Raw genomic sequence first — 18,962 nt, forward strand, 5'->3', positions numbered from 1 at the left:
ACCCGTGACTCGCGCGGGCAGTGCGCAGCGCGTCGATCGCCGGCGATCGGCCGACTGGCGGCACCGGGTAGCAAGGGACCGCGTCAAGCACCGCGGCGCCTGTAGGATCTTCAGCAAGTCTCATCAGCATGCCCACTCGATTATCTGCGCCACCGTGATTGGCCGGTGCTCGGCTGGGCGACGTTGTTGCGGGAAGAAGGTCTTCAGGCGGCGAACTGGGAAGCGCTTCGCCTTGCGTGCAGCGAGCGCGTCCCACAGCCGGACGAGGCCGCTCTTACCGGTAACGGTCTGATCCTGGCCGGCGTTCGGGTGCGTCGACCAGGAATCGAAAACGGCGCGCTCATATTCCGCCATCGCTGACACGCTCAGCGCCCTCGGCTTCGCGATGTTGCCCCAACAGAGCTGGCCGCCGAGGAAGACGTTCAGGACCGGCGAGTGCAGCACCGGCGTTTCGGCCGCCGGCCGGGCGTTGGACGGAAGCGCGTAGACCCCAAGGCCAGTCCGTGTCGCGACGAACAGGTGCGCGGGATACGGCACGGCAATCGTCGTTTTCTGCGCCAAGGCTTGCAACCCCGTCGGCGGACGAGAAAGGTCGAAGTGCGCCGGACGGACCTGTTCCGGCACCCACCACGCCAGCACGTCCGGATGCGCGGCGATCACGTTCGCCGGTAGGATCTCGGGCTTCGCATTGCGGCCCAGGGCCTCGGCCCAACGGCGCAGGTGCTGGCGCGTCAGTGGCTTGCCGGCGGCGATGATCGGCCCATCCGTGCCATGCTCGACATCGTGGATGCTGGCGAATGCCGACGCGCTCTTGCCGATCGCGCTGCCGCCGCCGCTGTAGAGCAGGATGGCGTTGGCGAGAGTCATGCCGTCGCCGGCAGCCTCGAACTCGACCGAATTATCGGCCGAGCGCAATTCCTTGGCGGCGCTCACCGGAGCACCTCAGCCGGGTTGAAGTCGATCAGGTCCTGAGCGGCCGCGATCAACTCGGCGCCGAGGCGAAGCGTAGCGAACCACCGCTCGATCGCATCAGCCTCCGGCAGCGGGCAAAGCCCCGCGATGTTGAAGAACGCCGTTTCCATGCCGATCCGCCCGACCTCGTCCAGTTCCTGGGCGAATGCGTCGAAAGGGACGGTAGTCATCGGCGGTAGGTACGAGGCGTCCTCGTACTCCGGCAGGTAGTCGGACACCTCGCTGCGCTCGAAGAACCATGCGTTGCCCTGTCGCCAATGCTCTTTCAGCGCGTCATGAGCGGCGGACAGACGGCGCAGCTTCGCCCTCAGCGATGCCGGCAAGGCCTTCATCGGGGCAGCGTTCTCTGCCAGCATGAAGTCGGGCCGCCGGGCCTCGATATGCGAGGGTAGAGTTAGCTCTTCAGGGTCTTGCCCGAAGTATTCGACGAGCGAGTGCCGAGCACCCTCGTCGGTAGTCTCGCCGTCCCAATAATAGCCGCTCAGTTCTTCCATCATGCCGTCGAAATCGAACAGCGGCAGGACCAAGGCCAGCTTGCTCAGGCTCCGGTATGCGGCGGCCCTCCATCCAACCGGCGCGACGCTGGCGAAGAGCGAGTTTCGCAGGACGTTCGTCTGTTCGATCCAGCCGAGATCGATCTGGCCGACGCTGTCGCAGATGATAGCGATCGCCGGCGGCAACTCGGCGCCATTGCCAGCAAGCACCACCACCCGCAGATCGGCGAGGGTGTTGCCCCCCAGGATGCCAAGCACCTGGTGCTCGAAGCTGCGCTCGATCAGTTTGCGCGCTTCGCCCAATGTGATCGGGCCTTCGCCGCCGCCCTGCTCCGCTGCCCACCGTCCCAAGGCAACGTGATGGTGCGAGAGAGGTGCGTCATAGGCTGCCGGCACGGCGGGAGACAGGCGCACCGCCCGCCCGGCGAGGTCAACCGAGCGGGGCGAGGGCGAGACCTTGCGGGGGAGTGAGCGGCTCGCGCGCTTCGCCATGCGTCGGCTGGATGACGACTGCATGGTGAAGTGCGGTGAGCTTGGGGCTGCAGCTGGGGCGGCCATCATATGCAGGGTCGCTAGCATCGGTTTCGATCCATTCGAGCAGTGTCTTGCGGGGCGGCGGAGCTATCCCGTTCATCGCCCCTTCGTGCCCACGGCGCGCCGATACTCGGTCAGCAGGACGCCATTGGTGGGCCCGGTGTCGACGGTCTCGGCGTTCAAGATCGCGGGGTAGAGCGTCGAGTGGTAGGCGCGGAGGCCTGCAGGGTCGTTCGCGAGGTGCGGCGGCACCGGCAGGTCGATGCCGTCATAGCGATAGGTGCGGGTGAGCTGGGTGACTTGCATGGTGAGGTCCTCGATCAGAAGAGGCTGACGGGCTCGCCTGGGGCCGCCGTGGCGACCGCAGCGGCGGCGATTGTGGGTTCAAGCTTCGCTCCGGCGGGCTTCGTTGTTGGCTTGGCCTTCGCGCTGGCGCTCTTCGCGGTCTCGGTAGCAGCGCGGTGCTCGGCAAGCTGGTCGGCAAGCGTCTTGCGCGCGGCGAAGATCTGGCCGAGCGCGCCTTCCTCGCCGCGCGCAAGTTCGGCGTCGATCTCGGCAGCGGTTGCAGTGATCGAGATCGGTCGCGCCTCGCCGGCATCGAGGGCAGCCTTCGCTCCCTCCCCCTTGCGCGGGACAATGGTCAGGGTGACCGTGTCGTCAGGCCCGGCGACCAGGTCGAGGCCAAGCGAATAGCGGGCGAGCATCGGCAACAGGCTGGTTATCAGCATGGCATCAATCCTTGGTGATCGCGGAGGTCGGGCGCGCCTCAGCGGCGTGCGGCGGCTCATAGTTGCCGGCGAGCGACATGCTGCTTGGGATGCGCCCGGCCCAGTCGAAGCCGGGCGCGTTCAGCATGGTGCCGATCATCGTCTTCAACGGCTGGCTGACCACCGCCGCGAACTGCTTCTCACCCATGTGAGAGATCAGTCCGCATTCCTTGGCAACAAACTTGAGCTCGTCCCTCGTCATCAGCTCGAGGAAATCGCGATCGACACGCCAGTGCTGACGCAGGTCGACGTCGAACTCGGATGCTAGCGCGGTCACCTTCTCGAAGCCGACGGCTGTACCGCTTTTGATGAAGCTGCCGGCGAGATCCGCGACGCGAAGGTGGTCGGCGCTCTCCACGATTACGGCCGCGACCGCATCCCGCCATTCCCGCTGCCGAGTGGCCGTCAGCTTTGCGGCGAGTACCGTTGCGGTGACTTTGCCCTTGGCAGGTGCCACGGGCTTGTTCGCGGTGGCAGCGGGCGCCTCCGGTTTCCCATTGACTGCCGGCGCGCTGCTCGGCGCGCTCACGCGCTCTGCCGACTGCGCGGCTTCAACCTTGAGCGCGAAGCATGCCGCATTGGTGCAGTGGCCATCCTCGACATGCGTGTCGAACAGGGCGCACTGGCGGGCAGAGTTGTACCCGCAGCCGGCGCATTCCGCCTTGTCGAAGGTAGCTGCGGCGAGGCTGTGCGTCACGCGCATCAGCAGCTCGCGCGTCTTGGCGACATCGATGCCGCTGGTCAGGATCGTCTCGAGCGCCTTGTCCTGCTTATCGCCCGGCACTGCGGCGAGCAGCTCGGCATGCCCGACCTTGATTTTCCGCTCATCCAGCGCGGTCTTCACGGCGGGGGTGAGGTTGGCGAGGGCGAGGCGTCGATCGAGCTTGCTCGCGGACCAGCCCAGGCGGCGCGCGGCCTCCGCGCGGTCATCCGCACATGCCGCCAGCACGCGTACGGCCGCGTCGGCCTGCTCGGTTTCGGACGCATCCTCACGAACGTCGTTTTCGTCGATCGCCGCTTCGAGCGCCTCCTGGTCGCTCATCTCCCGGATGATCGCAGGCACCTGTCCGTCGGGCCCAAACGCCTCGATCGCGGCGCGGTACCGGCGTCCGCCGGCGACGACCGAATACCCGCCGTTCGGTTCGGGGGCTGGGCGCAGCAGGATCGGCTGCAGCATCCCACGCAGCCGCAGGGATGCGACGAGCTCGTCGTGCTTGCCCCGGTCGAAGTACCGGCGCGGGTTCTCACCAGCCCGGATGTTCGCCAACGGTACCGATGTGAACGGAGACTCGGCGAGCTGGGACAGCTTCGCCGTTGCGATGGTAGACTTCATGTGCCGTCCTTCAGTGCTGTGCGGCCGAGTCCCCGGCCGCTGGGGGATCTCATTCGGCGGCGATCGCGTCCTCGGCGCGGGCCTCGCGGCGGGCGAGCGTCAGCAGGCGGGCGCGGATCGAATTTGGCGGGCGGCCGGTGCGGCGCATGATGTCGCACACGCGAACACCCTCGCTGCGCATTGCCACCAGCAAGGCGTCTTCCTCCGGTGTGTAGGGCCGGACGACATGGCCGCGCCGGCTATACGGCTCCACCGGCTGAGTGCAGACGCCGCGCTTATGCGGCGGCGCATCGGCGCCGAACGACATGCATTGCCAGTCGATCGCGCTGGGGCTGATCTGCGTGCCGGCATCGGTGAAGTGCTTGGCGATCTGGTTGATCGTCCAGCCGTCTTCGCGCAGCGTGCACATTTCGTCGATCTGCGCGTCGGACAAGGTGCGCTTACCGCCCATGTCAGCCCTCCACCTTGGCGGATGCGGGCACGAGATCTTCGCGGACGTAGCGAACGCCGTGGTGATCGTCCTTCCAGGACTCGGGCATTTCGGCGCTCGGCCACCAGATCGACGGGCCGTGACTGCCCATGACGAGCGTGATCGATTCCGGTGCCGCGCGCGGCTCCAGCTTGGTGACGTCGGTCATCGTGTGTTGCTCCAGGGCTGCTGCTGGCCGGCGCGATGGACCTCCCGGCCGATCGGCGTGGCGTCGATGAAGGTGCGCAGCGGCGAGTTGAGGAAAGGGCCGTCGCGGAGGTCGCGGGTGGTGATCAGCCCCTTGCGGAGCAGCGCGATGAAAGTGCCCTGGCGCGCGCCGATGTTGCGCGACAGATCCGCCCAGGTGCGCGGGCCGTGCTGCACGCTGGACAGCAGCGCGCGCATCGGCACCGACAGTCGCGCGGCGGTGCGGATCCTTTCCAGGCGTGTGGCGCGATCGGGCTTCACTCGGCCGCCTCCGCTTCGGCGTGCTCGCCCATCTGCGCAGCGATCCGCGCATAGGCCCGCGCTGAGCGGGCAGCGGGGCCGTTGGCCTCCTCGGCGGGCTTGCGGCCCAGTGACTTGAGGATATGCGCCTCGGTGCGCTTGGCCAGGTGCGTCAGCTTGAGCCGGCGGAGCTTCGCGAGATGGTTGCGCAGCAGCGCGGGCACCTGGGCCCAGCACGCTTCGCAGACGAACTGCCAACCCTCGCGCGGGCAGGTGCAGCCGCGGCGCCTGCAGGTATAGGTGCGCGTCATTGCAGCGGGCTCCAGGAGATCAGCAGCACGATCGCAGCGAACAGGCACAGGCTCGCCACAACGGCGATGCCGAGCGCGCGGCACGCACCAAGGTCGGCGTCGGGGCCGAACGGGGTGGGATCGCGGCGCATCAGGCGTGCACCCCGGCGAACGCGAGCATGATGAACGCCCCCAGCAGCGCCGCGGCAAGGTGCGTCCAGCTCGGCCCCTGACGGGCGGGGCCGGTATTGCCGAAAGCCGCCCGATCAGAGCGAAGGTGGAGCATGCGCCAGCGCGACCGCGATGCGAGCACGTCGGGCCCAGAGACCATGGTTGCCCGAACGCGGCGGAGGCGGCTGCGCATCTCCGGATCGGTAGACTCGATGCGGCGACGTGCTAGGTTGGCGTCATCTTCGAGGAGCCGCCTGTCTTGGAAACTATCGTTGTGTATCCGCTGGGTAAAATCATGTTGGGCCGAGGCGAGGCCGACGGCGCACCGTCGATCGTCGCTGAGTTTCTCGACCAGAAGACTGGCGCGACCATCCGCATGATCTGGTCCGAAGCCGACTTCGTCTCGACCGCGAACAACCTCAGCGCGTTCGCCGCCGATTTCGTCGTCAAGCCGGACTGAGCTCGCGTCGGTTGACGCCGCAGCCGGCGGGTAGAACAGCCAGCGCACACCATATGTCCAGTTCACCTTGCGGTGCGCGCAGCCATTGGTCTCGAGGTGCCTCGCAAGCGCGAGGTCGCTGCTCGTCCAAGCAAGCGCGGCCCGCGCCTCCTCTAGCGAAAAGCCGCGAGACCGCGTCGACAGGCCAACCAACGGATCGGCCTGACTTCCATTGTTCTGGTGGTGCTGGTGCATGATGCGCCTCCGGTTGAACCGGAGACGCAAAAATCACATCACAATGTGTTTTGCAACCTCTTTATCACATTTGCATGTGATCAGATGTAGCGTGGCTTGTAGCCGCCGATGACAAGCCCGACGATTTCGATCGTCTCCACGTGGTCACCAGGGGTTTCGACATTGATCGGAAGCTGGTGCTCCGGATGCGTGGAGCGTGGCCAGAGCCAGCGTTTGCCGTCGTCGGTAACGCGCAACTCTTTCACGGTTGCTTCAATGGTGCCGTCGAACATGTGCAGGTAGACGATGACGTGGTCCTGGTCACGAGGCGGTCGCGCCTCAAGCATCGGCACCCAGATCACCAATGAGCGATCAGGATACTCCATGTTCATTGATGGACCTCGGACTTCCAAGGCCTTGGCTTTGCGTCGGAAACGTTCTTCGATGGGCACGTCAACGGCGTACCAAAGCGAGCGATCCCATTCTATAGCTTCACGAAACTTGCCTGCCTCGACGCTTCCAACGACCCAAATTGAAGTGGGGCTAGGGGGCTCGGGCTCGTCGCCGTTAAGCTTCCAGACGGGCACCTGCGCAGTTCGCGCCAGCTTGGCGTAGGTCAGCTGATCCAGGGCATCGGAGTGCCCGTTCAAGAAATTGTAGATCGAGTTGGCCGAAACGGCAGACTGCTTCGCCCAGCTTGCTGTTTTCAAGCCGCGCTCGTTCATGAAGCGACGTAAGATATCGCGGCGATCGTCAGGGGTTCGGGACATGTGGCGGATCTTACCGCGTACACATCCCATCCTGATGTGATTGCGCGCTTGCAAATCACATTCTGATGTGGTTTTTAGCCGCCCATGGTTGAAGCTGCCCTCGATCGCGTTCGCAAAGTGCTCGCCCTGCCTGGGATAACCCCCGCGGGGCTGGCTAAGCGTGCCAAGCTGCATCCCAATTCCCTCTACTCAGCGACGTCGCCCGAGTGGAACCCGAGCGCGAAGACGCTTCGGGCTCTCGAGCCGGTGCTGGGGGAGATCGAAGCGGAGCATGTTGCAAGCCATGGCCGTGACGATAGTTGCGGCCACGAACCGATGTCTCCCGATAGTTTCGCCGATCATATCGGATCGGCAAACCGTTCTGCGGCCGGCCTAACGGGCTCTGAAGCGGCCGTGGCCGAAGGGGAGGGTGCCCGTTTCACCCTCCCCGGAGGGCGCGGGCATGAGTGAGCAGCGCAACCTGACCCTGGGTGTCGCCGAGCAGGAGCTGAAGAGTGCCGAGCGCGCACTGATCCGGGAATTCGGTGGGCAGGTAGCCGCCGGCGAGCACTTTCGTCGCCCGCAGTCCCGGTACAGCGACTGTGGCAATGCTGCCACGCGCGTGCACCTCACCGTCCAGGAAGTGGCGGAGCTCGAGGACAACACCAACGGCCGCGTCGATCACCCGATCGTCACCCGGCATCTTGCCCGCAGGCAGGGGTTCGAGCTGGTCGGCCGTCCGCGCGCGCTGCCGACCGAAGGCAATCTGATGCTGGCGAGCGGCGACCTGGTGAAGGAGGCCGGCGACGTCGTCTCCTCCATCGGCCGTGCCCTCGCCGACCGCAAACTGGACGCGCGGGAGCGCGCCGAGATTCGGGGGGAGATCGACCAACTAATCGAGGTCGCGGTGACGCTCGGCGCGCTGGTCGACGCCGCCGCTGACGGGGAGGTTCTATGACGAAGATGCGTGTGCCGCTTGCGGTGCCGAACGATGGCGCTCACCGGCTTGCCTGGTTTGTGGCCGAGGCGCCGGCGCCGGATGAAGCGATCGAAGACCTGGCCGCCGGCACGCTGACATCGGTGGCGATGTTCGATCGCGTGCTGAGCGGCGAAGTAGTGCCGGCGGGCGGCTTTGCGGCCGCCATCGCGCGAGAGACCGGAGGCGCAATCCTGCCGTCTGATTGGAACCGTGCCGCAACCGGCCTCTGGGGTGATCGGCCGAAGCCGCGTCCCTTCGAAACCAATACGCGCCCGCCCTCGGGTCAAAAGAAAATGGACCGGGCGCGCCTCGCCGAGATCATGGGGGGTCGCGCCTCCATGCTCCCGGCCAAGGGTGCCGCCGTTCCCGCCTGAGCGGGGGCGGCGGCGCCGAACAGCGGAACCAAATGCCCGAGCGGGCGGGGATGGGAAAATGCACCAGGGAACGAATGAGGGCATCGGCGCGGCGATCGCGATCGATGCCGTGAAGCTGTATGACTGGCTGCCGCGCGCGCAGCCGAACGCTCGGCTGATCTATCACCACGGCTTCCACCTGGGCGGTGTCGACCAGGAGCTCGCCGAGATGCTGCGCTTCGAAGCGGAGCGCGGCATGCTGTACCTGGTGCAGGACAAGCGCGCCGCCGACGGCCGCGGCCACGACTATGTGGCGATACGATCCTCGCGGAAATGGGCCGCCGGCTCGGCGCGGGTGAAATCGAAAGGCTCGCTTTCGTCCCAGGCCCGCGCCGCAGGCGAGGCCCTGTTCCGGAGTTCGGGCAAGTGAGCGCGGCCGACGATCGCGCGGTCATCGCCGCGCTTCGGGCGGGTCATGCGGCGGCCGGGCCTGCGCGGGCGGCCGCCGGCCTGACGGCAGCCGCATTCAAGGCCGCCGTCCAGCGCTTGCGATATCAGGGCAAAGTGCAGTGGGACGCGCTGCAACTGACCCCATCGATGCTAGAACAACAGAACGTGGCGCCGCCTCCCCCCGGCACGGCGCCCGTATCGGCGGAGCCTGCCCCGGGCGATGCCGAAGAAGGGGAGGATGCCGGCGCTACTGCCCCCTCGGCGCCGGCATCCGAACCTGTAGCGGTGGAGGCAGTCCGACCGCCGAGCGCCGCGGAGCAGCTGCTGCGCGATATCGAACAGTGGTGCGCGCGGACCGGCACGCCCGAGATCAAGCTGGGCGCGGTCGCATTGCGACACCCCGGCTTCGTGGCGCTGCTGCGCAAGCGGCTGACGGCCACCGGCGACACGATCGCGAAGATCCGTGCGCTGATGGCCGAGCATCCCGACGGCATGTCGGAGGTGCCAATGCCGGCGAATAATATCTGTGTTCCGAAGGGGCCGAAGTCGGAGAGCGCGGCCCGAGCGATCGCAGCGCGGGCGGTCGACGAGATGGCTGAGCGAGGCATCAGCACGGTTGCTGAGGAAGTTCGGCAGGAAGCTGAAGCCGCAGGGCAACGCCGCAAGGCTTCGCGGATGATCTCTGGCCTTGCTGGCGCCAAGTTGGCCCTGCTCTCCGATCCCACGCCCGCCGAGGTGGTGACCACCGCGCTGGCGGAGACGGTGGACGATGCCGCCAAGGCGATGGCGCGGCGCTGGCCGAGGACCTGGGCGAGGGTGTTGGTCGCCGCGCGCGTGGCCGACGAGCGCCCCGGGCAGACGCTGATCCGCTTGCTCGAGATTGGGCTCGCCCACGCGGAAACGCCGCGTGTCGCGCGCGGCAACGCCGATCAAATGGAGAACAACGCATGACGATCACCCTGGAGGCGAAGCAGCTGCGCGCGATCGCGGTGGAGGCGAAGGACGTCGCCACCAGTAGTGGCGGCTCGGCGCCGATCTTTTCCAACGTGCTGATCCGCGAGGAAGCGGAGGGGCGGGTGGTGTTCGTCGCCACCGATCTCGACACCGCGATCGAGCGACAGCTGGTCGCCGTTCGCGGCGATTTGGCGCGGGCGCCGCTGCGCACCACCGTTTCGGCCAAGTACCTGGCCGACATCACCGCCAAGCTGCCCAAGGATGCCCAGGTGAAGCTGGAGCATGCCGACGGCAAGCTGAAGCTCACCTCGGGACGCGCCCGCTTCGTGCTATCGACGCTACCGGCGGAGGATTTCCCGGCATTCCCCCGCGCGGACTGGGATGCCGATTTCGAGATCGGCGGCAACGCCCTTGCAGAGCTGTACGATCGGCTGAACTTCGCGATCAGCACGGACGCCACCCGCTATTATCTGGGCGGGATCTTCCTCCATCGGGTGGAGATCGACGGGCAAGCGATGCTGCGCGCGGCGGCGACCGATGGCCATCGCCTCGCGCGTGCCCAGATCCCGCTGCCAGAAGGCGCGGAAGGGTTGCCCCAGCCCGGAGTGATCCTGCCGCGGCCAGCGCTGAAGGTGATCCGCGGGCTGATCGACCATATGCCGCCCGATACCGAGGACACGCCGCGCACGATCGGCGTCGCCGTAACGTCTTCTCGCGCCGAGTTCGACTTCGGCAAGGGCGAGCATGGCGAGACGCGGTTCACCTGCAAGCTGATCGACGGCACCTTCCCGGACTATGCCCGGGTGATCCCGACCTCGAACGACAAGCTGCTAACCGTGGAGAAGGCGGCGCTGCGCGAGGCGGTTGCCCGCGTAGCGACCATCATTTCCGACAAGACCCGCGTGGTGAAGCTGCAGCTTGCCGGCGAGCTGGTCACGGTGTCCGCAACTTCTGTCGAGGCCGGGCAGGCGACCGAGGAAGTCCCCTGCAGCTGGACGGGCGGACCGCTCGATATCGGTTTCAACGCTGCCTACCTGCAGGACGTGCTCGGCGCGATCGAGTCGGACACGGTTGCCGCCGAGATCCAGGATGCGGGCGCTTCGACGCTCTGGCGGGCCGACAAGGATCCCGACGCGCTGTTCGTGCTGATGCCGGTACGCGTCTGATGTCCTGGCAGTTCGAGAATGCGCGCCTGACGTCGACCCCGTGCACTTTCGTGCACAAGGGGCGGCGGTGGGCGTGGTTCCCGATCTGCCCGCAAACGGGGCGCTGGGTGCCCGATGCGACATGATCCAGGACCTGCGCGCCCGCATCGGACAGGTTCGCGACAAGGTGCCGCTGCGCGACGTCGTCGAGAAGGCCGGCGTCAAGCTGTTCGGGCGCGGGAAGAAGCTACGCGGGCAATGCCCGATGCATGGCTCGACCTCGCGGAGCTTCGTCGTCGATACCGATAGCGGCTATGGCCGCTGCTACGGGTGCGGATGGAACGGCGACGTCGTCCGCTTCGTGATGGACCGCTATGGCCTGTCCTTCCGCGATGCGATGGACGATCTGCAGCGCACCGGCGGGGTTTCGCGCGATGCGACGCCGGCAGCGCCGACCAGGCGGAAGCTGGCGGCCAAGGCCGAGCGGCCGTTCATCGATTCGGCCACGCTCGGGCGCTGGATCTGGCGGAGTGCCATTTCGCACCTCGAGCCCGTCCGGACCTATCTGCGCAGCCGGGGCGTGCCCGAGGCGGTGCTGCTCGCCGAGCGGCTGATCGACGTGCGGTTCCATGCACTGGCGCCGCTATATGGTTGGCCGGAGGGGCAGGATGGCCCCTCCGGCGAAACGCCGAAAGCGCCGGCGATGTGCGCGCTGATCCGCGAGCCGCAGCTGGGCGAGGATGGCCTGGTTCGGTTCGTCCCGGTGGGACTGCACGTAACCTTCCTGGCGCCGATGCTGGACGGCAAGATGGTGCGCGCGCGGCCAGACGGCAGTGCGTACGAGGCGCGGAAGGTACTCGGGCGGTCGGGGGGTGGGTGCATCCTGCTCGGCGCGCGGAGCGCGCCCGCCGCCGAAAAATGGGTCGGCATCGATCCCACGCGGCCGCTGTTCGCAGGGGAAGGCATCGAGACGGTGCTTTCCGGCATGGCGATCGCCGGCGCCGGGCCCGAGGCGCTCGGTCTGGCCGCAATCAGCCTCGACAACCTGCAGGGCGACCCTCTGCGCTGGCGTGGCGGGGTGTGGCCGCTGTTCGACATCAAGCCGGATCCGCACGGCCGCAAGGCGGTGTGCTTCAGCCATGTGGGTGCGGTGACCGGCCTGATCGATGCGGACATGAAGCCGCTGCCGGGCCCGATCGACCGCAAGAGCGGGCGGCACATGGGGGAGCTGGTGGTGGAGCATCGGGGCGGCGCAATCGTGCGTCGCGCAATCACCACGGCCGAACGGGCGGCGATCTGCGCGAGCCTGTTCGTGCAGAGCTGGCGCGCGGCGGGGTGCCGGCGCGTCGCCGCAGTGCGCCCGCACATGGGGCAGGATTTCAACGACGCAGTGAGAGAGGGGGCGTATGGGCAATGATCCTTGGAACCGCAACGAGGGGCGGTTCGATCGGCCGAGCTCGGCCGTCCCGACTGGCAAGGTGCCGGCGGCGAAGTCAGGGCGCGGCGTGATCGACATCGATCCCGTTGCGGAGGCGCGGTCGCTCCGCGGTATCGAGCCGGTGAGCAAGCGAAAGCGCGGACGCGGCGGTTCGACGGGGTCGCTGCTGTGAAGGATTCGATCGCCGCCGATGGACAGGAAGCGCGCCTGATCAAGGCGTTCTTCGAGCAGCTTCGCGCCATCGATGAAGAGCAGCTGGATCTGAACGAGCGCCGGAAGGACATCCTGAAGGCCGCCAAGGATGCCGAGGTCGATGGGAAGACGCTGCGCGTGATGATCATGCGCGCCCGCAAGGCGCCGGAAGAGGTGATGGAAGCCGATCGGCTGCTGGAAACCTATGAGGCGATCACCGGTACCGGTGCGAATGTGGGCGGGGCGCTTTCGACGAAGCGGAATGCCGACGGCACGTTCGAGGTGAAGATGGTGCAGCCCGCCGAGCCGGCGAAGCTCACCAATGCGGACAAGCGGCTGCGCGACAGCGTGCTGCTCGCCCAGCTCGAGGAAAGGGCGCGGCGGGGCGAATGACGGGGCAACTTATCCCCATGCCCGTGGACGATCCGCTCTCCACGGTGTGGTTGAAGACCAACGATATCGGGAACGCCGAACGCCTCGTTCGACTTAGCAAGGGGTTGCTGCGCTGGGTCCCGGATCTTGCCAGCTGGGTCGCCTATGACGGCAAGCGCTGGTCGGTGCGGGACGGCGAGCGAATCGCCACCGGCTATGCTCATGAGGTGGCGCGGCACATCGATCGCGAGCAGATCGCGCTGCGCAAGATCGCCGAGAGCCCCGACGCGCTCGAGGCCGCCTTCGGGTTCGAGGTGCCGCCTGACGTCGCCAAGGAACGGGTGATCGCCCTGGGCAAATGGGCGGTGAAGAGCGGCGACGCCTCCCGTACCTCGGCGATGCTGATGCAGGCGCGATCGCTGCTGACCGCGCAGCTGGACGAGTTCGACCGCGACAAGCTGGCGTTCAATACGCAGAATTGGACCCTGCGGTTCGTGAAGGGCGCCGATGGCAGTTGGACGGTGAAGCCGTCGCCGCACGATCCGGCCGACATGATCATGCAGATCGCCAATGTGGAGTATGATCCGAGGGCGGATTATCCCAAGTGGCGAGAGCGCGTCGAGCTGATCCAGCCGGATGGCGATCAGCGCGATTTTCTGCAGCAGCGGTACGGCTACTTCCTGACGGGGCTCATCTCCGAACAGAAATGGTTTATCGACCAGGGCCGTGGCGGCGACGGCAAGTCGGTCACCAACATGGCGATCGGCAACCTGATGGGGGACTATTACCGGCACGCCGGCATCGAGACCTTCCTGGAAGGCGGTACCAAGTCCGGATCCGATCATAGCAGCGATCTGGCCCGCCTGCAGGGCGATATCCGCTTCGTCAGCGCCGACGAGCCGAAGGCGCAATCGACGTGGAACAGTTCCCGCCTGAAGCAGGTGACGGGCGGCACGATCACTTGCCGCGCCATGCGGAAGGAAGAGATCGAATACGTCGCCCGCTGGAAGCTGGTGATCGAGGTCAACCCGCTGCCCAAGGTCTCGAACGACGACGACGGCTTCTGGCGGCGCGTCCACCTGACGCCATGGTCGTACCAGTTCGACAAGGGGCAGGCGAAGGCGCGGCCGATGGAGGAGCTGCTCGCCGAGCTCGCGGCGGAGAGCAGCGGCATCCTCAACTGGATGATCGCCGGGGCGTGCAAATGGCTGCAGACGCGACGCCTGCCGATGGCGGCCGCGGCCGACCTGGCGCTGACCAACTATCGCCAGTCCGCAAGCGCAATCGGCGCGTGGCTGATCGATCGGGCCGATCGGCGCGACAAGGATGCGGTGACGAAGGCGAGCGTGCTCTACGCCGACTTCAAGGCCTATTGCGAGCAGCTGGGCATCGAGAAACCGCCCAGCCAGACCGCTTTCGGCAACAAGCTCTCGGCCGAGCAGATTTACGGGAAGAAGGACGGCGCCGGCAACATCGTCCGCTTGGGTATCAAGCTGATGCCCGACGGCATTGGCGGCGGCCTGGGCGCTACCTCCGAAGCATCTGCGCCGCCTCCCGCTGCAGCTGCCGTGCCGCCCATATCCGGGGCGTGGGCGGTCGAGGATGGGGATGATCTGCCATGATCGTCGACCACAAGATGTTGTGTCTGGAGGGTACGGACAGTTGGGCTCTCAACTGTCCGGAATGGGCCCGCGCGGCGGCTGCAGGGCTGGGGCGGGTGGTCGGGGAAGCGAATTTTCCGGCGCTCTACGGAGGGGCTGGCGGCCGATTACGGACGGTCGTTGGCAACTGTCCGTACCTGCAAGCCATTGGAAAAGCACGGCTTACGGACGGTTACGGATAGTTCGGACAGTTTCCGGCGGGTTCGAGGGCTAGGCATGCCTGCGCCTACCTGTGCGGGAGAACCTGACCCTAACTGTCCGTACCCTTTTGAATGAGAATTGAGCACAAGATATGGATAAGAAAACACCAGAGGTGACCCAGCTGCCGGCAAGGCCGGCGCGCGGCGTGCGGCGGCCGATGGTGTCGCGGGTCGAGCCGGCGCTGGTCGAGATCCAGGTGGCGCCGCTGTCGCATGCACCAGCTGCACGGCCCTGGGAGGCACGCGGCTCGATTGACGTCGAGCAGCTGGCGGTGTGGGCGTTCCGGGATCAGCGGGCTCATCGGGTGGCGGCCCGCGGGCTGCACGATATCGAGGCGGCGGTCTCCGGCCTCGAGCCGCGCGGCCGATCGGCGGACGGCTGCGCAGCGATTGCCGACATCCAGCACATGGGATGCCGGGTCGATTGGGGCGGCGCGCAGGTCAAGGACCACGTCCATCCGGCTGCCGAGCTGCTCGAGCAGCTGGTCGCCGGCATGCAGGACGGCGCGCTGATCCGGCACTACGCCTTGCTCGCTGGGCGTCCCGAGGGCTGGCGCCAGCCGACGCGCTGGTACCGCCCCGTCCTTTGGGACAAGCCCGGTGAGGAAGCGGCATGGGAATGGACCAACGAAGGGCGCGGCGCGCGGGGATATCGCATGTGCCGCGTCGTCCCCACCATCACGCAACCCGAGCTGCAGGCGCAGCGTGCGATCTACGCGCGCTGGCTCGATGCTCTGGGCGTGCTGGCATGGGAGCTGTCGATGCATGCGCTCGGCTTCGCGGTGACCGGCCCGTCGGCACCGCCGCGGCCCTGGGTCGGGGAGGGCGGTCGATGACCCCGGGGGGGCACCCCCCTGCCGGGTCCTCCCGGGCCGCCCCCGGGGATATGCGGGCCGCAAGGCGCAATGCGTGGGAATTTTCCGGATCGGCGGATATCTTACGGTTTTCCTTTGCTTTTTTGTTCGGAGTGAAGCGGTGAGCGACGCCCTGATCGTCTCATTGGACGAGTTCGCCGAGCTTTGCGGCGTCAGTTCCGTCACGATGCGAACGCACCTGCGCGACCTGGGCCGGGATGGCGGCGACTTGCCGGCGTGGCTGATCGAACGCGGCGATCGGGGCCGGAATTACAAGATCGATGCCGAAGGCGGAGTGCGGTGGTGGCAGGCGCGCCGGGACGCCGAGGATCAGGGCAATGCTGAGCGCGCCCAGCGCATGCAGCAGCTGCGCCTCGATACGATCGGCGACGCCGCGGACGAACCCGAGGCCCTGGCGCTTTCCGGGAAGCAACGGCGCGAGGAATATGCCGCCGCTCAAGAGGCGATCAAGTATCGCAAGCTGATGGGACAGCTGGTCGAGAAGGCGCCCCTGCAGCGGGTGCTGACCAACGCGACCGTGGAACTGCGGAAACAGTTGCAGCGTGTCGCGCCCGAGGCGGCGATCAAGTTGGGCCTCTCTGCTGACCAGGCCCGCGATCTCGACGGGATCATCGAGCGAGCCGTCGCCCAGTTCGTCGCAACCATCGAGAAGCCGCATGCTTTTGAAGACTGATCAGGGGCCGCCGAAATTCGCGGACGCCGACTTGGTGGTGGCCGAATGCCTGGCTGAGCTGCGCTATCCGAAGAGAGTTTCGGTCACCGAGTGCGCCAACGACCATCGGCACCTCTCCAACCCCGGCGCCTATTCGGGCCCGTGGCGCGAGAGCCCGCACGATACGCGCTTCGCGGAACGGGCGCAGGACGCGCTGCATGTCGATTCCCCCTACCGCGAAGTGGTGGTTATGGGGCCAGCGCAGACGGGCAAGTCCGAAGTCGGCAACAACTGGCAGCTGCACACCGTGCTGTACGACCAGGTCGACATGATGTTCGTGATGCCCGACAAGACGTCGATCAATCAGTACGTCAAAACGCAGTGGGACAAGATGGTCGAGGTCTGCCCGGATCTCGAAAAGCGGCTGCTTCCCGGCGCATCGGCGGATACGATCAACCTAAAGCAGTTCAAGGGCTGCAGCTTCTTCTTCCAGTGGCCCGGCGGGCCGACGTTCCGCGCCAAGCCGGTCTCGCGCGGGCGCCTCGACGACTATGACGACATTCCGCAGGACGTTGGCGTCGCGGCCGGTGGTAAGGGCGGCCAAGGCAGCCCGCTATCGCTGATGCTCGGCCGCGGCGGCAGCTTTTCCGCCTATAGCGGGAGCAAGGTCTACGCGAATTCCACCCCGAAGCTGGGGGCGAAGCGCGGTATCGAGGCCCTAGTCTCCGCCGGCACCGATGAGCGCTGGTATGTCGACTGCCTTACCTGCGATCAGCCGTTCATCCTCGATACCGAGCATGTGCTGAAGTTCGATCGAACCGGAACGGCGGCCGAAGCGGCCGATTCGGCAGTCGTGATGTGTCCGGATCCCGAGTGCGGCGGGTATCACACCCAAGCCCACAAGCGGGCGCTGATGGATACGGGGCGCTGGGTGGGCAAGGGCGAGACAGCGGTCAGCCGGAAGATCCATTCCGAGGGCAAGGAAGGTGAGCTCCAGCGGAACAGCCGCCTGTCGCAGCGCTGGGACGGGTTGATGGGCTTTCGGCGCTGGTCGGAGATCGCCGAGTTATGGCGGGCCGCAGAGCTGAAGCTCGAGAACGAGCAGGACGAGACCGAGCTCGTCACCTTCTTCCAGACCACCGCCGGCAAGAACTACACACCCAAGGGCAACGGTGAGCCGCCGATCGCGGAGGACGAGCTGCTGCGGCGCGCTCGGCTGAGCCCGCACCGGTTCGGCTTCGTCCCGCGCGAGGCGGTCTGCCTGGTGATGTCGATCGACCAGGCCGTCAACCGTTTCGAGGTGAGTGCCTGGGCATTCGCGCCCGGCTATCGCGCCTGGTTGGTCGACCGCTTCCCCATAGTGAATTGCGGGGACGAGCCGCTGAAGCCTTTCACCAGGCCGGAGCATTTCGCCGTACTGCACCCGCGTGTTCTGGCAAAGCGCTACCCGGTGGCGGGTGCGCCGAACCTGTTCGTGAAGCCGCTGTGCACTGTGCTCGATACCGGCGGCATGGATTCGGCCACCGATAATGCATTCGCCTGGTGGCATTCGATGGTTGCCGGCGACATCGGTTCCGGTCGTGTGCCGGTGCCGCCATCTGCACTGATGCTGTACAAGGGGGGCAACAAGGCGGACGGCAAGTTGTTGCCACCGCCGACGATCGACGCGAAACGGCAGCTGCCCGGCGCGCCGCCGTGCGAGCTATGGGTGCCCAATGCCAACCGCATCAAGGATATGGCCGATGTCGGCCTCCGCCGGGGCGATGGCGGATCGGGATCGATCGTGTTTCCCGGCGACCTCGATGAAGACCAGCAACTACGGGCGGCACCTTACATCGCGGAGTTCACCGCCGAGGAGAAGATCGACGGCGCTTGGACGCGGCCGAAGGACACCAAGAACGAGACGCTCGACCTGTACGTCATGGCGCGCAGCGCGTTGATCCGGTTCGGCGGGCATGATCATTCGCTGTCGTGGGTTCCGTCCTGGGCGCGGCCGCCACGGCTTCGGCCGTTGCCAAGGCCAGAGGCGGCGGTGGTTGAGGAACAGGCGATTGCGGCGCTTGCACCTGAAACTGCTACTTCTGCGATGGAAGTGCCAAGGCGAACGCTGCCCGCAACACCGCCAGCACCCATGTCACCGCCAAGGAGACCACGACCCAAAATTCGGGTCACGCGTGCGCGATAGACTAGCCGTCGTCATTCCCCGTTTTCCACAACCGGTGATCTGGACTTGTCCGGGTCCGCCTTTAACTTGGTGCCTGAAAGGATGCCATGATGATTGCAGAGCTGCAGGCGGGATATGAAGGACTGAAGGCGGCGTTCGAGATTGCGAAGGGCTTCCAGGCTCTCAAGCTGGATGTGGCGGTGAAAGAAGCTGTCATCAACCTGATGCGAGAATTAACTACAGCCCAGATGGCCCTCACGTCGGCAGATCAGGTGCATTCAGCCGACCTTCGCAAAATCGAGGAGCTAGAGCGAAAAATCGCCGCCTACGACAGGTGGGAGGAGGAGAAGGCCAATTACGAGCTGGCCGACGCGGGCCAAGGTTCTTACGCATACAGGTATAAGATCGAAGGCGAGGGCGCCCAACCTCCTCATTGGATTTGTCCGCACTGCTACGAGCAGCGGACTAAATCCATTCTGAAGAAGGAGACGTTGCCAGTTGGAAGAGCCGAAACGTTGGTCTGCCATCCGTGCGGATTTGACATTATCACGCGCGGCGTACGTCATGAACAGGCCCCTCGACGCGTGCTAAGTTCTGGGATCAAGAGGTAGGGGCACTTGCGGCGGGT

26 protein-coding genes are annotated in these 18,962 nt (G+C 66.3%); 14 read left to right on the top strand and 12 right to left on the bottom strand.

Translation table 11 applies throughout. The features are described 5' to 3' along the window. Positions 1-123: 123 nt before the first annotated feature. The 11 genes from CA234_RS02935 to CA234_RS25135 all read right to left on the bottom strand — a co-directional run bounded on the left by CA234_RS02935 (position 124) and on the right by CA234_RS25135 (position 5,592). Positions 124-933 carry a PRTRC system protein B gene (locus tag CA234_RS02935; protein ID WP_346962881.1) on the bottom strand — a complete coding sequence of 270 codons (810 nt, stop codon included), beginning with the start codon at positions 931-933 and terminating at the stop codon, positions 124-126. Beyond that, positions 930-1,958, bottom strand: coding sequence for a hypothetical protein (locus CA234_RS02940; protein ID WP_241213218.1), 1,029 nt, complete (start codon positions 1,956-1,958; stop codon positions 930-932). The genes CA234_RS02935 and CA234_RS02940 overlap by 4 nt, the downstream gene beginning before the upstream one ends. Positions 1,959-2,096: 138 nt before the next feature. After that, positions 2,097-2,306, bottom strand: a complete 210-nt coding sequence (locus CA234_RS02950) for a PRTRC system protein C (RefSeq protein ID WP_010545922.1) — start codon at positions 2,304-2,306, stop codon at positions 2,097-2,099. A gap of 14 nt (positions 2,307-2,320) precedes the next feature. After that, positions 2,321-2,728, bottom strand: a complete 408-nt coding sequence (locus CA234_RS02955; protein ID WP_126000815.1) for a PRTRC system protein E — start codon at positions 2,726-2,728, stop codon at positions 2,321-2,323. Between the two features lie 4 nt (positions 2,729-2,732). Continuing rightward, positions 2,733-4,100, bottom strand: a complete 1,368-nt coding sequence (locus CA234_RS02960) for a PRTRC system ParB family protein (RefSeq protein WP_126000816.1) — start codon at positions 4,098-4,100, stop codon at positions 2,733-2,735. Positions 4,101-4,149: 49 nt separating this feature from the next. After that, positions 4,150-4,551, bottom strand: a complete 402-nt coding sequence (locus CA234_RS02965) for a helix-turn-helix domain-containing protein (RefSeq protein WP_126000817.1) — start codon at positions 4,549-4,551, stop codon at positions 4,150-4,152. Between the two features lies 1 nt (position 4,552). Next, positions 4,553-4,738, bottom strand: a complete 186-nt coding sequence (locus tag CA234_RS02970) for a hypothetical protein (RefSeq protein ID WP_126000818.1) — start codon at positions 4,736-4,738, stop codon at positions 4,553-4,555. Next, positions 4,735-5,037: a hypothetical protein gene (locus CA234_RS02975; RefSeq protein WP_126000819.1), complete on the bottom strand. Its 303-nt coding sequence runs from the start codon at positions 5,035-5,037 to the stop codon at positions 4,735-4,737. The genes CA234_RS02970 and CA234_RS02975 overlap by 4 nt, the downstream gene beginning before the upstream one ends. Next, a complete protein-coding gene (locus CA234_RS02980; protein WP_126000820.1) occupies positions 5,034-5,327 on the bottom strand; it encodes a hypothetical protein in 294 nt (97 codons plus the stop codon). Before CA234_RS02980 ends, CA234_RS02975 begins: the two co-directional genes overlap by 4 nt. Further along, positions 5,324-5,458 carry a hypothetical protein gene (locus tag CA234_RS25130; protein WP_277600204.1) on the bottom strand — a complete coding sequence of 45 codons (135 nt, stop codon included), beginning with the start codon at positions 5,456-5,458 and terminating at the stop codon, positions 5,324-5,326. The genes CA234_RS02980 and CA234_RS25130 overlap by 4 nt, the downstream gene beginning before the upstream one ends. After that, entirely contained in the window at positions 5,458-5,592 is a 135-nt protein-coding gene (locus tag CA234_RS25135) for a hypothetical protein (protein ID WP_277600205.1), read from the bottom strand. Before CA234_RS25135 ends, CA234_RS25130 begins: the two co-directional genes overlap by 1 nt. Positions 5,593-5,772: 180 nt before the next feature. Here CA234_RS25135 and CA234_RS24215 point away from each other — a divergent pair, with 180 nt between their 5' ends. After that, positions 5,773-5,937, top strand: a complete 165-nt coding sequence (locus CA234_RS24215; protein WP_164521688.1) for a hypothetical protein — start codon at positions 5,773-5,775, stop codon at positions 5,935-5,937. Positions 5,938-6,251: 314 nt separating this feature from the next. Here CA234_RS24215 and CA234_RS02985 read toward each other — a convergent pair whose 3' ends face one another. Next, positions 6,252-7,094, bottom strand: coding sequence for a S24 family peptidase (locus CA234_RS02985; RefSeq protein WP_126000821.1), 843 nt, complete (start codon positions 7,092-7,094; stop codon positions 6,252-6,254). A gap of 268 nt (positions 7,095-7,362) precedes the next feature. On the opposite strand from CA234_RS02985, the gene CA234_RS24220 reads away from it, so the two are divergent. The 13 genes from CA234_RS24220 (at position 7,363) to CA234_RS03040 (ending at position 18,945) form a co-directional block, all read left to right on the top strand. Beyond that, the gene (locus tag CA234_RS24220; protein WP_164521689.1) at positions 7,363-7,857 is read left to right on the top strand and encodes a phage regulatory CII family protein; all 495 of its coding nucleotides are present in this window, start codon (positions 7,363-7,365) and stop codon (positions 7,855-7,857) included. Further along, positions 7,854-8,252: a hypothetical protein gene (locus CA234_RS02995; protein WP_126000822.1), complete on the top strand. Its 399-nt coding sequence runs from the start codon at positions 7,854-7,856 to the stop codon at positions 8,250-8,252. The genes CA234_RS24220 and CA234_RS02995 overlap by 4 nt, the downstream gene beginning before the upstream one ends. A gap of 58 nt (positions 8,253-8,310) precedes the next feature. Continuing rightward, positions 8,311-8,661 (top strand): hypothetical protein, encoded by a 351-nt coding sequence (locus CA234_RS03000; RefSeq protein WP_126000823.1) that lies wholly within the window; start codon positions 8,311-8,313, stop codon positions 8,659-8,661. After that, positions 8,658-9,632 carry a hypothetical protein gene (locus CA234_RS03005; RefSeq protein ID WP_126000824.1) on the top strand — a complete coding sequence of 325 codons (975 nt, stop codon included), beginning with the start codon at positions 8,658-8,660 and terminating at the stop codon, positions 9,630-9,632. Before CA234_RS03000 ends, CA234_RS03005 begins: the two co-directional genes overlap by 4 nt. Continuing rightward, the gene (dnaN, locus tag CA234_RS03010) at positions 9,629-10,801 is read left to right on the top strand and encodes a DNA polymerase III subunit beta (RefSeq protein WP_126000825.1); all 1,173 of its coding nucleotides are present in this window, start codon (positions 9,629-9,631) and stop codon (positions 10,799-10,801) included. The genes CA234_RS03005 and dnaN overlap by 4 nt, the downstream gene beginning before the upstream one ends. A gap of 40 nt (positions 10,802-10,841) precedes the next feature. Beyond that, on the top strand, positions 10,842-12,197 hold the full coding sequence (locus CA234_RS03015; RefSeq protein WP_241213219.1) for a CHC2 zinc finger domain-containing protein: 1,356 nt from the start codon (positions 10,842-10,844) through the stop codon (positions 12,195-12,197). Further along, positions 12,187-12,390, top strand: coding sequence for a hypothetical protein (locus CA234_RS24225; RefSeq protein WP_164521690.1), 204 nt, complete (start codon positions 12,187-12,189; stop codon positions 12,388-12,390). The genes CA234_RS03015 and CA234_RS24225 overlap by 11 nt, the downstream gene beginning before the upstream one ends. Next, complete coding sequence (locus CA234_RS03020) at positions 12,387-12,803, top strand: GapR family DNA-binding domain-containing protein (RefSeq protein WP_164521691.1); 417 nt, start codon at positions 12,387-12,389, stop codon at positions 12,801-12,803. The genes CA234_RS24225 and CA234_RS03020 overlap by 4 nt, the downstream gene beginning before the upstream one ends. Before the next feature lie 17 nt (positions 12,804-12,820). Continuing rightward, positions 12,821-14,404, top strand: a complete 1,584-nt coding sequence (locus CA234_RS03025; protein WP_164521692.1) for a phage/plasmid primase, P4 family — start codon at positions 12,821-12,823, stop codon at positions 14,402-14,404. Between the two features lie 331 nt (positions 14,405-14,735). Then, complete coding sequence (locus CA234_RS03030) at positions 14,736-15,479, top strand: hypothetical protein (RefSeq protein WP_126000828.1); 744 nt, start codon at positions 14,736-14,738, stop codon at positions 15,477-15,479. Positions 15,480-15,618: 139 nt separating this feature from the next. Beyond that, positions 15,619-16,191 (top strand): hypothetical protein, encoded by a 573-nt coding sequence (locus CA234_RS24720; protein WP_241213220.1) that lies wholly within the window; start codon positions 15,619-15,621, stop codon positions 16,189-16,191. After that, positions 16,175-18,355, top strand: a complete 2,181-nt coding sequence (locus tag CA234_RS03035) for a terminase gpA endonuclease subunit (protein WP_241213224.1) — start codon at positions 16,175-16,177, stop codon at positions 18,353-18,355. Before CA234_RS24720 ends, CA234_RS03035 begins: the two co-directional genes overlap by 17 nt. A gap of 86 nt (positions 18,356-18,441) precedes the next feature. After that, entirely contained in the window at positions 18,442-18,945 is a 504-nt protein-coding gene (locus tag CA234_RS03040) for a hypothetical protein (protein ID WP_164521693.1), read from the top strand. The last annotated feature ends 17 nt before the right edge of the window (positions 18,946-18,962 follow it).

The organism is Sphingomonas sp. ABOLE (assembly GCF_003950455.1).
Classification (GTDB): domain Bacteria; phylum Pseudomonadota; class Alphaproteobacteria; order Sphingomonadales; family Sphingomonadaceae; genus Sphingomonas; species Sphingomonas trueperi.

Bases quoted from the DNA above. Each gene is read 5' to 3' on its own strand.
- CA234_RS03030 (WP_126000828.1), top strand. From the start codon at position 14,736: ATGGATAAGAAAACACCAGAGGTGACCCAGCTGCCGGCAAGGCCGGCG.
- CA234_RS03035 (WP_241213224.1), top strand. From the start codon at position 16,175: ATGCTTTTGAAGACTGATCAGGGGCCGCCGAAATTCGCGGACGCCGAC.
- dnaN (WP_126000825.1), top strand. From the start codon at position 9,629: ATGACGATCACCCTGGAGGCGAAGCAGCTGCGCGCGATCGCGGTGGAG.
- CA234_RS25130 (WP_277600204.1), bottom strand. From the start codon at position 5,458: ATGCGCCGCGATCCCACCCCGTTCGGCCCCGACGCCGACCTTGGTGCG.
- CA234_RS02965 (WP_126000817.1), bottom strand. From the start codon at position 4,551: ATGGGCGGTAAGCGCACCTTGTCCGACGCGCAGATCGACGAAATGTGC.
- CA234_RS02995 (WP_126000822.1), top strand. From the start codon at position 7,854: ATGACGAAGATGCGTGTGCCGCTTGCGGTGCCGAACGATGGCGCTCAC.
- CA234_RS03040 (WP_164521693.1), top strand. From the start codon at position 18,442: ATGATGATTGCAGAGCTGCAGGCGGGATATGAAGGACTGAAGGCGGCG.
- CA234_RS25135 (WP_277600205.1), bottom strand. From the start codon at position 5,592: ATGCTCCACCTTCGCTCTGATCGGGCGGCTTTCGGCAATACCGGCCCC.
- CA234_RS02985 (WP_126000821.1), bottom strand. From the start codon at position 7,094: ATGCAGCTTGGCACGCTTAGCCAGCCCCGCGGGGGTTATCCCAGGCAG.
- CA234_RS02940 (WP_241213218.1), bottom strand. From the start codon at position 1,958: ATGGCGAAGCGCGCGAGCCGCTCACTCCCCCGCAAGGTCTCGCCCTCG.
- CA234_RS02970 (WP_126000818.1), bottom strand. From the start codon at position 4,738: ATGACCGACGTCACCAAGCTGGAGCCGCGCGCGGCACCGGAATCGATC.
- CA234_RS24225 (WP_164521690.1), top strand. From the start codon at position 12,187: ATGGGCAATGATCCTTGGAACCGCAACGAGGGGCGGTTCGATCGGCCG.
- CA234_RS02960 (WP_126000816.1), bottom strand. From the start codon at position 4,100: ATGAAGTCTACCATCGCAACGGCGAAGCTGTCCCAGCTCGCCGAGTCT.
- CA234_RS24215 (WP_164521688.1), top strand. From the start codon at position 5,773: ATGTTGGGCCGAGGCGAGGCCGACGGCGCACCGTCGATCGTCGCTGAG.
- CA234_RS24220 (WP_164521689.1), top strand. From the start codon at position 7,363: ATGAGTGAGCAGCGCAACCTGACCCTGGGTGTCGCCGAGCAGGAGCTG.
- CA234_RS03000 (WP_126000823.1), top strand. From the start codon at position 8,311: ATGCACCAGGGAACGAATGAGGGCATCGGCGCGGCGATCGCGATCGAT.
- CA234_RS02980 (WP_126000820.1), bottom strand. From the start codon at position 5,327: ATGACGCGCACCTATACCTGCAGGCGCCGCGGCTGCACCTGCCCGCGC.
- CA234_RS02950 (WP_010545922.1), bottom strand. From the start codon at position 2,306: ATGCAAGTCACCCAGCTCACCCGCACCTATCGCTATGACGGCATCGAC.
- CA234_RS03025 (WP_164521692.1), top strand. From the start codon at position 12,821: ATGCCCGTGGACGATCCGCTCTCCACGGTGTGGTTGAAGACCAACGAT.
- CA234_RS02955 (WP_126000815.1), bottom strand. From the start codon at position 2,728: ATGCTGATAACCAGCCTGTTGCCGATGCTCGCCCGCTATTCGCTTGGC.